The sequence below is a fragment of the Rhizobium sp. S96 genome, assembly GCF_030382195.1.
Lineage (GTDB): Bacteria > Pseudomonadota > Alphaproteobacteria > Rhizobiales > Rhizobiaceae > Rhizobium.
The window spans coordinates 220,296-234,799 of the sequence record NZ_JAUDRY010000042.1; the positions used below are offsets into that span (position 1 = coordinate 220,296).

Sequence of the window (14,504 nt, forward strand, 5' to 3'; positions counted from 1 at the left end):
TCCAGAAATGAGTTATTTCGACATTATTCACGAGCTCTGACAAAAGTCAAATAACGTTCGGATAGCGCGTGCGGCAGTTCACGACATGCGTGAACTGCCGCAACAACTCACTTGCTGGACGCAGCTGCTGCCGCCGCGATCACATCGGCGACCTTCTCCGGCCGGGAGGCGAAGACCGCGTGGCTTGCCTTGATCTCGGTCACCGCGCTGCCGGCGCGCTTTGCCATGTCCCGCTCAAGCTCCGGGTTGATCGAGTGGTCGTCGGTGGCGACGATCGACCAGCTCTTCTTCGTCCGCCAGGCAGGCTCGCCAACCTTGGCGGAGAATGCGTCCTTTGATGCGAAAACCTGCGACTTGGCGAGGAAGGCGACCTCGTCCTTCGGCAAGTCGGCGGCGAAGTCGGCCGCGAAACCGGCAGGATCCAGATAGAGATACTTGCCGTCTTTTGTCTCGCGGATGTTCATGCCGCTGGCCGGCTTGGAGCTGGCGAGGTTCAGCAGGCTTTCGCCCTTGTCGGGCTGAAAGGCGGCGACATAGACAAGGCCAGCGACATTCGTGCTGTTGCCGGCCTCGGTGATCACCATGCCGCCATAGCTGTGACCGACGAGGAGTGTCGGACCGTCCTGCAGGTCGAGCACTCGCTTGGTGGCGGCGATATCGTCGGCAAGCGAGGTGATCGGCTCCTGCACGATCGTGACGTTGAAGCCGCGCCGTTCGAGGATGTCAGTTGCCTTGCGCCAGCCGGAACCATCAGCAAGAGCGCCATGGACGATAACGATGTTCTTCACCTCGGCAGCCTGGGCTGCGAAGGCAATGACGCTGGTGGCGAATGCGAGAGCAAGGGTGGAGATGTAACGACGGTTCATGGAAATAGCTCCTGTATTGGGGTTGGTTGGATGGAAAAGAGGCTTCAGCCGAAGGTGAAGGCGTAGGCTTCGACGCCCGGGTCGAGGAAGCGGATCTCGAAGGTCCGCACTTCCACGTCGCCGGATTGGCGGACAAGCTGGTAGAGCCTTGTCGAGGTGACGGTGCCGTTGCCGTCGGAATCGGTATCCGCACCGTGACTGTCTCCCGGCGCCTTGCCGTCGATCTTCACCTGAAAGCGGACCGGTTTCCCGGCTGTGCCGGGACCCAGGACGAGATGTAGATCGCGAGCACTGAACCGGTAGGCGATACGGCCATTCGGTTTGTCGAGCGTGGCCTGTTCCGCGCCGACAGTCCAGGTGCCCAACAGGCCCCATTCGTTGAGATCAGGCTGTCCGACCGAATACTCGCGTGGGGCGTCGGCGTTCACATTCTCCCGCGAGGCGAAGTTGGTGGCGCGTGTATAGCCGAGATAGGTTTCGTCGGACCGGATGTTCTTCAGGTCGGGGCCGGCCTCAGCGCCCTTGGCGTCGGGTGTCACCGGCGCGCTGGCGGAGGCATTGGCGCCGGCCTCGCGCAGGAGATCCTGAATTGCCTGCTCGGTCTGGCGGTAATTGCCTTCGCCAAAGTGGTGGTAGCGGATCTGGCCGTCGGCATCGATCAGATAGTGGGCCGGCCAATAGCTGTTGTCGAAGGCGCGCCAGATCTTGTAGTCGTTGTCGATCGCAACCGGATAGCCGATCTTGAAGTCGCTGACGGCCTTTTTGACATTGTCGATCTTCTGCTCGAACGCGAATTCCGGAGCATGTACACCGATTACCACAAGACCCTGGTCCTTGTACTTTTCAGCCCAGGCGCGGACAAAGGGTGTGGTCCTGATGCAGTTGATGCATGAGTAGGTCCAGAAATCGACCAGAACGACCTTGCCGCGGAGTTGCTTGAGATCAAGCGGCGGCGAATTCAGCCATTCGTCCGCGCCATTCAATGAAGGGGCAGGGCCTTCGATCGGCAGGTTCGCGTGGAACGATCCTGCAGCGTCGCTGATCGCCATCGCGCCGTTGCTGGCAACCTCTGTGGATTGTGCGGCATTCTGCTTCACTTGCAGCCGGTCCAATACCGCTTGCTCGAAGGATGTTGTGCTTGCATAGGAAAGCCGCGCGAGCAGTCCGGTGTCGAGGTCAAACGCGATGGTGGCAACGCCAGCCAGTACCGCTACGCCCAAGGCCTGGCGGATGCGTTCGCTGACACCCAGTGACCGCTTCATGCCAGCAAAGATCTTGCCGCCCACAGCCAAGGCAATGGCGAGCGAGGTCGCGGCGCCGGCGGCGTAGGCGGCCAGCAGGAAGGTCGTTTCGAGGTTTGCGCCCTGTAGCGCGGCACCGGTCAGAACGAGGCCGAGGATCGGTCCGGCGCATGGCGCCCAGAGCAGACCGGTCGCGATCCCAAGGATTAGCGAGCTCGCCGCCGTCGGCGCGGCGCCAGGTTTTCCAGCGGTGTTCAGCATCCGGTTGCCTAGGTCAACGACCGGCTGGGAAATGGCGCTCGCGATGCGGGGCGAGATCAGGCTGACGCCGAAAACGGCTAGCAAGACGATCGCAGCCAGACGACCATATTCGTTGGCGTGGATCGCCCAACTGCCGCCGACCGCGGCGAGCGTCGCCACGGCGGCGAAGGTCGCAGCCATGCCGGCGAGCATGGGCAGCGTGCTGCGGACGAAAGGTTGTCCTGATCGAGCGAAGACGAAGGGGAGGATGGGCAGGATGCAGGGGCTGAGGATCGTCAGCGCGCCTCCAAGATAGGCAATGATAAGAAGGGTCATCATCGTTTCCTTTGAAACCGGGTTCTGGTTCTGGCCGGCGATGCGGTTCGACCAGCACGGCGCCAATCTGGTCGACGTGACGTATCCCGCGTGTGTCCGGATCGGCGGGGAAATGTATCGAAGTGTAGGGATTGGCCCTCAGTCTACAGAACGAGACAATCGTGCTGCCGAGGATGCCGCTGGGCGGGCGGGCGAGCGATGAATTGTATCAGACTGTATCCGGGCTGGCGGATGCTACATCCGAATGCAATTACGGGACGCAGGGGACACATGTCGTATACATGCCGCCAGCATTTTGTCCCACATCATCAAACACGGATCGGAGAGAACACGATGAGCCCCAAGTTGCCCCAGAACGAAGTCAACCTTCAACGCCGCCGCTTCTTCGGCGTAGCTGCAATGACCGTTGCAGCCGTCGAGCTCGGCATGACCTCGTTGGCGAACGCCCAATCTGCTACGGGATCGTCGTCTGCCGCCGGCAAGGCCGGCAACCATACCTCGTTCGAGAGCCTGAAACAGATCGCAGCGGGTGTGCTCGACATCGGTTACGCCGAGGCCGGCCCGGCGGATGGCCAGGCCGTCTTGCTGCTGCACGGCTGGCCTTACGACATCCACAGTTTCGTCGATGTCGCGCCGATCCTCGCAGCGGCCGGCTATCGCGTCCTCGTTCCTTATCTCCGTGGCTATGGCACCACCCGTTTTCTGTCCGACAAGACACCGCGCAATGGTCAGCAGTCTGCTCTTGCCGCCGACATGATCGCATTTCTCGATGCTCTCGGCATCGAGCAGGCTATCGTCGCCGGCTATGACTGGGGCGCACGCACCGCCGGTATCATGGCGGCACTCTGGCCGGAGCGTTGCAAGGCTCTCGTGTCCGTCAGCGGCTACCTGATCGGCAGCCAGGAAATCAACAAGAAGCCGCTTGCTCCGAAGGCTGAACTTGCCTGGTGGTACCAGTTTTATTTTGCGACCGAACGCGGCCGCCTCGGTTATGCCGCCAATACCCGCGATTTCGTCCGCCTGATCTGGCAGACCGCATCGCCGACATGGAAGTTCGACGACGAAACCTTCAACCGTTCGGCGCCGGCCTTCGACAATCCCGATCATGTGGAGATCACCATCCACAACTATCGTTGGCGGCTGGCGCTGGCTAAGGGCGAAGCCAAGTACGATGCATACGAAAGGAAGCTCGCCATGGGGCCGGTGATCACCATTCCGACCATTACCATGGAAGGTGACGCAAACGGTGCGCCACATGCGGATCCTTCGGTCTATGCGGCCAAGTTTTCCGCAAAGTACGAGCATCGCAACATCACAGGCGGCATTGGCCACAACCTGCCCCAGGAAGCGCCGGAGGCGTTTGCCCAGGCCGTCCTCGACGTTGCGAAGTTCTAGGTCGACGTTGGCTGCTGTGAGGATATTTCTCCGCTTCGCAGCAGCCGAATCCGCGTCTAAAGAGGATCAGCGGTTCGCCGCCCATACAGCAAACGAGGATTTGAAGGTCCGAAGATGGAGCATATCGACCATATCCTGATCGTCGATGACGACCGCGAAATTCGCGAGCTTGTGTCGAGCTATCTGAAGAAGAACGGACTTCGCGCGACGGTGGCGGCCGACGGCCGGCAGATGCGCAACTTCCTCGAGACGGATACGGTCGACTTGATCGTTCTCGATGTCATGATGCCGGGTGATGACGGGCTGGTCCTTTGCCGCGAATTGCGCGCCGGCAAGCACAAGGCGACGCCAGTCCTGATGCTGACGGCTCGTAGCGACGAAATGGACCGCATCATCGGGTTGGAGATGGGCGCCGATGATTATTTGCCGAAGCCCTTTGCCGCACGCGAGCTTCTGGCGCGCATCAAGGCGGTCCTGCGCCGAACGCGGATGCTGCCGCCCAATCTCCAGATCAGCGAAGCCGGCCAGATCCTGACCTTCGGCGATTGGCGCCTGGACACGGTTGGCCGGCATCTTCTCGACAAGGATGGCACCGAAATCGCGCTGAGTGGAGCCGAATACCGTCTGCTAAGGGTCTTCATCGATCATCCACAGCGTGTGCTTAATCGCGATCAGTTGCTGAATCTCACGCAGGGGCGCGATGCCGAGCTTTTCGACCGTTCCATCGACCTTCTCGTCAGCCGGCTGCGCCAGCGCTTGGGCGACGACGCGCGCGAACCGACCTACATCAAGACCGTGCGGGCCGAAGGGTATGTTTTCTCCGTTCCGGTCGAGATTTCGGAGCCCAGGACATGACGGCCAGCGGTACAGCTCGCCGCTGGCGGTGGCCGAGCACGCTCCGCTCGCGGCTCTTCCTCATCCTGTTCGCCGGACTGGCAATTGCGTACGGCCTGTCCTTCAGCATCCTCTTGCTGGAACGCTACATGTCGGCCAAGGCGGTGATGCTAGGGACGCTGGAAAGCGACCTTGCCACCTCCATCGCCGTGGTCGACCGGCTGCCGGCCAACGAGCGGGCGGATTGGCTGGATCGGCTGAGCCGTGGCAATTATCGCCTCGTTCTCGGGCCGGGCCTTCCCGGCGTGCCTGACATGTCCGGCCGGGGTGCCGAGATCGCGGAGCGCATAGAGGAGGCCGCAGGCCACAAGTTTCCCCTGAAGATCGAATCCATTCCGGGCGACGGCAAGCGGCTGCAGGGACACCTGACGCTCTCCGACGGCTCACCATTGACGATCGACGTCACGCCGACCGGCGTGATGCCGGTTGCCAAATGGCTTCCCTACGTTTTCGCTGTGCAGATGGCATTGCTGGTCCTTTGTACCTGGTTCGCGGTACGGCAGGCGATCCGCCCGCTGGGTGAGCTTGCGGCGGCTGCCGATGCGCTCGATCCGAACCAGAAGGGGCAGCCGATGAGCGAGGTCGGGCCGAGCGAGGTGGCTCACGCGGCGCGCGCCTTCAACGGCATGCGCGAGCGCATCGCTCATTATCTCGAAGAGCGGGTGCAGATCCTCGCAGCCATTTCCCACGACCTTCAGACGCCGATCACCCGCATGCGCCTGCGCGCCGACATGGCGGACGACTCGCCGGAGAGAGACAAGCTCGTCAACGACCTGCGCGAGATCGAGCGTCTGGTGCAGGATGGTATCGCCTATGCGCGCAGCTCACACGGCAATGGCGAGAAGACTGCGCGCATCGACCTTTCTTCCTTCATCGACAGTATCGCCTATGATTATCAGGATACCGGAAAGGCGGTCTCCGTGGTCGGTATCGTTCAAGGAACCGCCTCGACCAAGCCGCATGCCTTGCGGCGCATTCTCACGAACTTCATCGATAATGCGATCAAGTTCGCCGGTGCCGCCGAGATCAGCGTCGAGCGAAAGGGCGAGAGCGATATCGCGATCACGGTGATGGATCGCGGGCCGGGTATCCCTGACGACATGCTCGATGCGGCCATGCAGCCATTCTTCCGGCTGGAGCAGTCCCGCAACCGTGAGACCGGGGGCACAGGGCTGGGTCTTGCCATCGCGCAACAGCTCGCCGGCACGATCGGCGGCGCGGTGCGCCTTTACAACCGGGAGGGTGGCGGGCTGGCGGCCGAAGTAACGCTGCGGCCATGAGGTTGCGGGCCGCTTTGTGTATGCGACTATATCCCGCCGGCCTTTAGCTACGCTTTGATACACTTCCGGCATTTCAGGAAACAAGCCGGATACGTCAGTCCTTCAAAACCACTCCTGTCAACAACGTCGCCCCTTGCGACAGAACACGAAGGAGTGCTCCCATGACGAAGATTGAAAAGGTTCTCTACACCGGCAAGACCCATACGACCGGCGGCCGCGATGGTTTGGCCCGCAGCGACGATGCCCAGCTCGACGTCAAGCTGTCGCCTCCCGGCACGGCGCAGCCAGGCACCAATCCCGAGCAGCTCTTCGCTGCCGGCTGGTCGGCCTGCTTCATCGGCGCAATGGGACTTGCTGCCGGCAAGCGCAAGCTCCGGCTCCCTGCCGACACGGCCGTCGATGCCGAAGTCGATCTCGGCACCACCGACGGCGCTTATTTTCTGCAGGCCCGATTGAATGTCAGCCTGCCGGGCCTCGACCCGGAACTCGCCCGGGCCCTCATCGAGGAAGCGCACCAGACCTGCCCCTATTCGAAGGCGACACGGGGCAATATCGCAGTCGAGCTGACACTCGCCTGACCATTTCGATAGTCCAGGGAGTACCCCATGAAACGCTTGATTTTTCGCATGCTGGCGCTGGCTGTCGTGGCGGCGCCTTGCGTCCTTGACGTATTCTCGCCTGAGCCTTCACCCTTGGCCGCGCTTGCCGCTGCGGTGGGCATATAGGCTAGCGGGCGGAGATAGCAGAGAAGGAGCGGTCGCGAATGATGCCGCTCCTTCTCCGTTCAAATCGGGAAATTTCAGAGGTGCCGCCCGGAATGCTTCGGCGGCGCCTTTCCGTTGTTCTCGACCCGGTCGCGATGCAGCGCCGCGCGCGCGAGCATCATGAGGGTCACAGGGGTTGTGACGGTCACCAGAATCCCGATGAGGATTTCATGGACCGCCAGGCGCGAGGACGCGACCGAGAAGAACAGCATGGACCCCACCATGATACCGCCTATTCCCCAGCTGGTTCCGAGCGTGGGGGCATGGATCCTCTCGTAGAACGTCGGCAACCGCAGCAAGCCGATCGAGCCGATCAACGCCAGTGCTGCACCGAGCAAGAGGAAAAAGGCAACCACGGCGGCTACCCAGACAGGAATATCTGCGGCCGAATACATCATTCGATCACCTCGCCGCGCATCAGGAATTTCGCCAAGGCGACCGAGGCAACAAACCCGAGCATGCCGATGACCAGTGCCGCTTCGAAATAGACGAGCCGGCCTGTACCGACGCCGAAGGTCATAAGCAGCAACATTGCGTTGATGTAGAAGGTATCGAGACCGATGATCCGGTCCTGGGCGCGGGGGCCGATGAACATCCGTACCGATACGATGGCCATCGACAGGACCAGCATCAGCTGGGCAATCGAGACGGCGCTGAACAGAATGATTGCACTCACGCGAAAATCTCCATCAGCAGTTTTTCATAGCGGTTCTTGATCGTGTCCCGCCAGACGGCTTCGTTCTGAATGTCGAGAACATGGATGAGCACTGAATTGTCGTTGGAGTCATATTCGAGCCAGGCCGATCCGGGGGTGCTGGTCAGGATGACAGCCAGCAGGGCGAGGGCGGAGCGGCTCCTGATGTCGAGATGAATGGTGACAAAGCCTGGATTATGATGCCGCGAACCGCTCCTGATGATGATCGCGGCCACCGCCATGTTCGACTTCACGATGTCGTAGACCACGAGCACGAACAGCTTCGGCAGGAGATACCATTTGGCAAGCCGCGGCTTTTCCGGCCGCAGCGATGCCATGGCCCAGGTTGCGAACACGGCGACCAGCACGCCCAAAATCAGATTGCCGAGCGTAAAGCCGTTCAGCAGCAGCCACATCAGGACAAGGGAGGTTGCGAGCAAGGGATAGGGCAGCATCACTTGCTCTCCTTTGCGGCGCCGGAACTCGCTTTGTAGCCGGGGATCTGCACGGCCGTGCTGACCGCATTGATGTAGTTTGCCGGCTTGCTCAGCGTCCGAATGGTCGTGTCCATATATTGCATTGCCGGCCCGGCCTGGATGGTCAAGGCAAGGGTGAGGGCAAGCAGGAACATCACAGGCACGATCTCGATGACGAGCACACGAGGAACCGTCCCTTCGATGGAACTCCAGAAGGTGCGGATGCCGGCGCGCGTCATGGAAATAAGGGCTGCGATGCCGGACAGGATGACCAACACGATCAACGCCCAGACGGCGGCCGTCGGCGGTACGCCGATGGCACCCGTGCCCATCATGGCCGACAGCATGGCGAATTTGGCGATGAAGCCCGAAAGCGGGGGCAGACCCGAAAGCAGGATACCGCAGGCTGCGAAGCAGATGCCCAGGATGGCCATCGTGCCAGGCATGGTGACGCCCTCTTCCTCGTTGAGGGTTTCGTCGTCCGCATCGCCATAGGCTTCCATAGTGACCGCGAGCACGTTGGCGCCGGCATCCTGTCCGCGTTCGACAAGCTCGATCAGCATGAAGAAGGCGCTGATCGTCAGCGTCGAGCTGACGAGATAGAGAAGGGCCCCTGACGAAACGGCCCCATCATTGATGCCGAGGACCATCAGAAGGGTGCCGGAGGAGACGAGAACCGAAAATCCGGCCAGTCGACCTAGAGCCTGTGAGGCAAGCACACCGATGGTGCCGAAGATCAGCGTTGCCATGCCGCCGTAAAGCAGAACGACGGTGCCGAAATTCGCCGATGGGCCATCTGCGAACAGAAGCATCGTCAGGCGTAGGATGGCATAGATGCCGAGTTTGCTCATGATGGCAAATATGCCGGCCACGGGCGCCGATGCGGCGCTATAGGCTGTCGGCAGCCAGAAGCAGAGGGGCCACATGCCCGCCTTGATGAGGAAAACGATCCCCAAGATGCCGGCGCCGGCCTCCATGAGCATCCGACGATCCGGCTCCATGTCCGGTATGCGTGCCGCAAGATCGGCCATGTTGAGCGTTCCGGCGGTACCGTAGATCAGGCTGACGCCGATCAGAAACAACAGCGCAGCCACCAGGTTGACGGCAATGTAGTGCATGCCCGCCTTGACCCTGAGCGGGCCGGAGCCGTGCAGCAAAAGGCCGTAAGAGGCTGCCAGCATGACTTCGAAGAAGACGAAGAGATTGAACAGGTCGCCGGTCAGAAAGGCGCCGTTCACCCCCATCAGCAGAAGCTGAAACATGCTGTGAAAGTGCGCGCCGACCGCGTGCCAACGGGCAAGCGAAAAGATCAGCGCGGGGACGGCAAGAAGGGCCGTCAGCAACAGCATGAGAGCCGAAAGGCCGTCCAACACGAGCACGATGCCGAAGGGTGCAGCCCAATTGCCGACCAGATAGGCGCCCTCGAACCCGTTCGGACCGCTTTCGATGCGGAAGAGAATGATGGCGATGGCAGTCAGCGCGATCGCCGAGGCAAGACTGATCATGGCCTTGGCGAGACGTTGGCGCTCATCGACAAACAGCAGGATAGCGCTGGCGATCAGCGGCACCAGAATCGGCGCGATGATAAGGTGGTGGGCCCAACCGTTCATTTCGGCTCGTTCCTCCCATCCACGTGGTCGCTACCGGTGAGGCCGCGTGACGCGAGCAGCACGACGAGAAACAGCGCAGTCGTCGCAAAGCCGATGACGATCGCGGTCAGAACAAGAGCCTGCGGCACCGGATCCGCCAAGTGGCCTGCTGCCCCGTCGCCGAGGATCGGTGGGACGTTCGCCTTCACGCCGCCGACGCCGAAGATGAACAGGTTCACGGCGTATGAGAGCAACGAAAGCCCGATAATCACCTGGTAGGTTCGCGGGCGCAGGATCAGCCAGACGCCGCAGCTGGTCATGACGCCGATGGCCACGGATAGTACGAGCTCCATCAGCGCTCCTCCGATTTGGCAGCTTCAATCGTCCGCAGGCGATTGATACGCAAGGACTGGTGCGCGAGCGCGACGAGAATGAGAACCGTCGAGCCGACCACCAGGCAGAAGACCCCAAGATCGAAAAGGAGCGCGGTCGCCGCCGGCATTTTTCCGATGAGCGGCAGGTCGATGTATTGGAAGTGCGACGTCAGGAAAGGATAGCCGAAGAACCAGGCGCCGATCCCTGTTGAGACGGCTGTCAGCAATCCTGCCCCCATCCAGCGCAACGGCAGGATACGGATCCTGTCTTCCGCCCACCGCGTCCCGCCGGCCAGATACTGCAGCAGGAAGGCGATCGACAATGTCAGGCCGGCCGAGAAACCGCCGCCGGGCAGGTCGTGCCCGCGCATGAAGAGGTAGACAGCGAAGGTGATGATGACCGGGAACATCCACTGCATGATCACCGACGGCACCAGAAGGTAGTCGCGGACGGTGTCGCCTGCCGAACGCTCCGGCCGCTCCTCGTCGAAGCGATTTTGCGCCTGCTGTTGCTCCGGCATGTCCATGCTGTCCTCAGCCGGACGGAAGCGGCGTAGCAGGCCATAGACGGTCAAGGCGACGACGCCGAGAACGGCAATCTCCCCCATCGTATCGAAGCCACGGAAGTCCACGAGGATCACATTGACGACATTGCGACCACCGCCCTCGGTGTAGGCGTTTTCGAGGAAGTAGTTGGAGATCGCGTCAGGCACCGGCGTCGTCATCACCGCATAGGCGATGAACGACATGGCAACGCCGCAGAGAATGGCCAGGGCGAAGTCCCGAAACCGCCGGAACCGTGCTCTCAGCGTCATCGATTCACCGAGGCCCTCCGACCGCTTCGGCAGCCAGCGCAAGCCGAGAAGGATGAGGACCGTGGTAACGATCTCGACCAGCAGCTGGGTGATCGCGAGATCCGGAGCGGAAAGCCAAACAAAGGTGATACAGACCACGAGGCCAACGCCGCCGAGCATGACTAGGGCCGCGAGACGGTGGTATTTGGCCATGTAGGCCGTGCCCACCGCAAGGACGACGCCGATCGCCCAAATGGCGGCAAAGGCGGGGTCGAAACCGGAGTAGGTAAACGGACGGCTTTCAAAGCCCCTGACATAGAGAGGAAGCATCCCTGCGGCAAACCCCATGACCACCAACCAACGGAGCTGCGGCTGGAGTTTACGGGTGCCGAGGCGCCCCTCGGCGATGCGAGCCCAACGCCAGGAGACTTCAACGATGACGCGCTCGAATATTCGCTGCCCTTTGAGCCGGCGAAGGAACGGAGGGCCGTCATCGCAGCGGGAGAAGTAATCCTTGAAGAAGACATAGATCAGCGCACCGCCAACCAGGGCGATCGCGCTCATCGCCAGCGGCAGGTTGAAGCCATGCCAGATCGCGAGACTGTATTCCGGAGTGTCTTCTCGCAGGACGCTGACGACGGCGCTGTGCAGAAAAGGCGCGATCGATAGCGCCGGGACCATGCCGACGATCAGGCAGGCGATGACCAGGAACTCGATAGGGAACCGCATCCAGCGAGGCGGCTCGTGCGGGTGACTTTTCGGCAGATCGGTCGGCGGTGGGCCGAAGAATACGGTGTGAATGAAGCGCAGCGAGTAGGCGACACTGAACGCACCGGCAAGGGTCGCTATATAGGGAAGAATGCGGTCCAGGATGGAATCCGCATGCGTCTCCACCGCTTCCGCAAAGAACATTTCCTTCGACAGGAACCCGTTGAGAAGTGGCACGCCTGCCATCGCCGCACTGGCGACGATTGCGAGCGTCGCGGTATACGGCATGAAGCGGAACAGACCGCTCAGCCGTCGCATGTCACGTGTTCCGGTCTCGTGGTCGATGATGCCGGCCGCCATGAAGAGCGAGGCCTTGAATGTGGCGTGGTTCAGCATGTGGAAGATCGCTGCCACGGTTGCCAAAGGGCTACCGAGGCTGAGCAACACGGTTATCAGGCCGAGATGGCTGATGGTGGAGTAGGCGAGCAGCCCTTTCAGGTCCTGCTGGAACATCGCAAAATAGGCGCCCAGCAGCAAAGTGATCATACCGGCGGCGCCGACGATCGCGAACCATTCGTAGGTGCCCGAAAGCACTGGCCAGAAGCGAACCAGCAGGAACACGCCTGCCTTGACCATGGTCGCGGAATGGAGGAACGCCGAAACCGGCGTCGGCGCGGCCATGGCGTTGGGCAGCCAGAAATGGAATGGGAACTGCGCACTTTTCGTCAGCGCGCCCAGCAGAATGAAAATCAGGGCTGGCAGATACAGGGGATGATTGCGAACGACATCGCCGGAATCGAGGATCTTGTCGAGATCGTAGCTGCCGACGATGTGGCCGAGCAGGATGAGCCCGATCAGCAGGCAGAAGCCGCCGATCCCGGTAATCGTCAGCGCCATCCTGGCGCCGTCGCGAGCGTTGGGGTTGTTGTGCCAGTAGCTGATGAGCAGGAAGGAAAAGATGCTTGTCAGTTCCCAGAACACCGACAGCAGGATCACATTGCCCGAGATGACGACGCCGAGCATGGCGCCCATGAATGCGAGAAGAAACGAGAAGAACCGCGGGACCGGGTCCTCTTCCGACATGTAATAGCGCGCGTAAAGCACGACCAGGAAGCCGATTGCGGTGATCAGCATGGTGAAGATCCATGCCAGGCCGTCCATCCGCAGGGTAAAGTTCAAGCCGAGCTGCGGCAGCCACTGCGCATCGAAGCGGACGACCCCGCCGTCGGAAACCGCAGGATAAAAACTTGCTGTCAACAACAGGGACGCGAGTATGATGATGGCGGCCAAGCCGGCCGGCAGGCGCCGTGACGGGGTGTTCAGCAGGCAGACGGACAGAAGGCTTCCGACAAAAGGCAGAAGCAGCAGGACAACGAGCAGAGACGGTCCGACTGTTATCCCAAGGCTTTATTCCTTCTGTTTCTCGATCCCCGAGCCTGTAAGGGCGGATCCGGCCAGCATCTAGCAATTGGGCTGAAATTGCCCTATATGGCATATATCAACCAATATGGGTGACTTCGAGCGATGGGTCAAGCGAACGACTCCAAGATTTTGACGCCGGCGCTTTGTCGCGCAGCTCGCGGCCTCCTCGACTGGACTCAAATGGACCTCGCTGGCAGAGCCGGCGTCTCACGCAGCACCATACGGGATTATGAAGGCTGTCGGCATGACGTTCATCGTGCCACCGCGGCGCAGCTACGACTTGCGCTGGAAGATGGCGGCGTCGTCTTCATGTGCCTTGATGACGGCAGAATCGGGATATGCACCGGCTAAGCAGCGGCCAGCGTTGGATCAGGCTCCCGTCGTCCGCTGCTTCCTCACCGAACCGACACTCTGACGCCGTGGCGGCGCCCTGAAACCTGAAGTGTCAGACTATCGTTGGCCAAGCTTGCTCAGGCTCGAGGAGGCCACGGCGAGAATAATGATCGTTCCGATCAGGATCTCGCGAACATAGGAATCGACGCTCATCTGCGTGAGGCCGTTGTCGAGCACACCAAGAATGAGCACTCCGAAGAACGTGGCGAGGACCCGAGGCTCTCCCTCTTCGCTCATCGTCATGCCGAGAAAGACGGCGGCGATCGCCGAAAGCATCAGGCCGCTGCCCTGTGTCGGGTTGGCGGAGGCGACCCGGCTGGCGTACATCAGCCCGGCAGTCGCCGCGCCGATGCCTGTCAGCCCGAAGGCGGAGAAGCGGAGGAATCGTACCCTTACGCCTGCAAGCCTCGCCGCTTCGACGTTGCCGCCGATGGCATAGAGACGCCGGCCGTAAACGGTGTGTTCCAGGAGCACCCAAACCACAAACAGCACGATCAGCGCAAGAAGGGTCAGATACGGCAGCGACACCCATTGCTCGCCAGCCTGAAACAGCGGAATTCCGCTGCGCGCGAAGCCGCTGAAGCTCGCGGGGATGTCGGTGCCGAAAATCGTCTTGCCGCCGCTGACGAGAAAGGCGAAGCCCGAAAACACGGTGAGCGTACCGAGTGTCGCGACGAATGGCAGGATGCCGATGTAGCTGACCAGCAACCCGTTGATCAATCCGCCGACAAGCCCGACGGCAAGGGCAAGGATGATCGCTGCGGGAACAGGCACGCCTGCCTTGAATGCAAGTGCCGCGATGATACCGGAAAGGCTCGCCATGGACCCGACGGAAAGGTCGAAATCGCCCATCGCCATGACGATGGTCATGGTAAAGGCAGTGACGGCAAGCATGGAAACCTGTTGGGAAATGTTCAGCCAGTTGCGCGCCGTCATGAAGGTATCAGGTATGTTGATCCAGAAGAACAGGATCACGGCGATAATGCCAACCAGGGTTCCGTATTTGCGAATGGCGCGGATCAATTGAACGTCCTCAGG

Annotated in this window: 14 protein-coding genes; 5 read left to right on the top strand and 9 right to left on the bottom strand. The window is 61.2% G+C overall.

All coding sequences use genetic code 11. The features are described 5' to 3' along the window. Nucleotides 1–107: 107 nt before the first annotated feature. Together QTL94_RS27295 and QTL94_RS27300 are read right to left on the bottom strand one after the other, a co-directional pair. Complete coding sequence (locus tag QTL94_RS27295; protein ID WP_065693197.1) at nt 108–866, bottom strand: alpha/beta hydrolase; 759 nt, start codon at nt 864–866, stop codon at nt 108–110. Between the two features lie 44 nt (nt 867–910). Further along, the gene (locus QTL94_RS27300) at nt 911–2,683 is read right to left on the bottom strand and encodes a cytochrome c biogenesis protein DipZ (RefSeq protein WP_289803734.1); all 1,773 of its coding nucleotides are present in this window, start codon (nt 2,681–2,683) and stop codon (nt 911–913) included. A 333-nt stretch (nt 2,684–3,016) separates the two neighbouring features. Between QTL94_RS27300 and QTL94_RS27305 the strand changes: the two genes are divergently transcribed. The 4 genes from QTL94_RS27305 to QTL94_RS27320 all read left to right on the top strand — a co-directional run bounded on the left by QTL94_RS27305 (nt 3,017) and on the right by QTL94_RS27320 (nt 6,830). Continuing rightward, complete coding sequence (locus tag QTL94_RS27305) at nt 3,017–4,078, top strand: alpha/beta fold hydrolase (protein ID WP_289803735.1); 1,062 nt, start codon at nt 3,017–3,019, stop codon at nt 4,076–4,078. A 114-nt stretch (nt 4,079–4,192) separates the two neighbouring features. Continuing rightward, a complete protein-coding gene (locus tag QTL94_RS27310) occupies nt 4,193–4,933 on the top strand; it encodes a response regulator (protein ID WP_289803736.1) in 741 nt (246 codons plus the stop codon). Beyond that, a complete protein-coding gene (locus QTL94_RS27315) occupies nt 4,930–6,252 on the top strand; it encodes a sensor histidine kinase (RefSeq protein ID WP_289803737.1) in 1,323 nt (440 codons plus the stop codon). Before QTL94_RS27310 ends, QTL94_RS27315 begins: the two co-directional genes overlap by 4 nt. 161 nt (nt 6,253–6,413) lie before the next feature. Then, nucleotides 6,414–6,830, top strand: coding sequence for an organic hydroperoxide resistance protein (locus QTL94_RS27320; protein ID WP_289803738.1), 417 nt, complete (start codon nt 6,414–6,416; stop codon nt 6,828–6,830). Nucleotides 6,831–7,051: 221 nt separating this feature from the next. Here QTL94_RS27320 and mnhG read toward each other — a convergent pair whose 3' ends face one another. From mnhG to QTL94_RS27350, 6 genes are read right to left on the bottom strand one after another with little or no spacing between them, the layout of a single operon-like run. After that, nucleotides 7,052–7,414, bottom strand: a complete 363-nt coding sequence (gene mnhG, locus QTL94_RS27325; protein ID WP_502944201.1) for a monovalent cation/H(+) antiporter subunit G — start codon at nt 7,412–7,414, stop codon at nt 7,052–7,054. Continuing rightward, nucleotides 7,411–7,692: a K+/H+ antiporter subunit F gene (locus QTL94_RS27330; protein ID WP_289803739.1), complete on the bottom strand. Its 282-nt coding sequence runs from the start codon at nt 7,690–7,692 to the stop codon at nt 7,411–7,413. The genes mnhG and QTL94_RS27330 overlap by 4 nt, the downstream gene beginning before the upstream one ends. After that, the gene (locus QTL94_RS27335) at nt 7,689–8,165 is read right to left on the bottom strand and encodes a Na+/H+ antiporter subunit E (RefSeq protein ID WP_065693190.1); all 477 of its coding nucleotides are present in this window, start codon (nt 8,163–8,165) and stop codon (nt 7,689–7,691) included. Before QTL94_RS27335 ends, QTL94_RS27330 begins: the two co-directional genes overlap by 4 nt. Beyond that, on the bottom strand, nt 8,165–9,796 hold the full coding sequence (locus QTL94_RS27340) for a monovalent cation/H+ antiporter subunit D (RefSeq protein ID WP_289803740.1): 1,632 nt from the start codon (nt 9,794–9,796) through the stop codon (nt 8,165–8,167). Before QTL94_RS27340 ends, QTL94_RS27335 begins: the two co-directional genes overlap by 1 nt. Next, on the bottom strand, nt 9,793–10,128 hold the full coding sequence (locus tag QTL94_RS27345; RefSeq protein WP_065693188.1) for a Na+/H+ antiporter subunit C: 336 nt from the start codon (nt 10,126–10,128) through the stop codon (nt 9,793–9,795). Before QTL94_RS27345 ends, QTL94_RS27340 begins: the two co-directional genes overlap by 4 nt. After that, nucleotides 10,128–13,049, bottom strand: a complete 2,922-nt coding sequence (locus tag QTL94_RS27350; protein ID WP_289803890.1) for a monovalent cation/H+ antiporter subunit A — start codon at nt 13,047–13,049, stop codon at nt 10,128–10,130. Before QTL94_RS27350 ends, QTL94_RS27345 begins: the two co-directional genes overlap by 1 nt. Before the next feature lie 126 nt (nt 13,050–13,175). Between QTL94_RS27350 and QTL94_RS27355 the strand changes: the two genes are divergently transcribed. After that, a complete protein-coding gene (locus QTL94_RS27355; protein WP_083199617.1) occupies nt 13,176–13,424 on the top strand; it encodes a helix-turn-helix domain-containing protein in 249 nt (82 codons plus the stop codon). 99 nt (nt 13,425–13,523) lie between these two features. On the opposite strand, the gene QTL94_RS27360 is transcribed toward QTL94_RS27355, so the two are convergent. Beyond that, entirely contained in the window at nt 13,524–14,489 is a 966-nt protein-coding gene (locus QTL94_RS27360) for an ABC transporter permease (RefSeq protein WP_289803741.1), read from the bottom strand. Between the last annotated feature and the right edge of the window lie 15 nt (nt 14,490–14,504).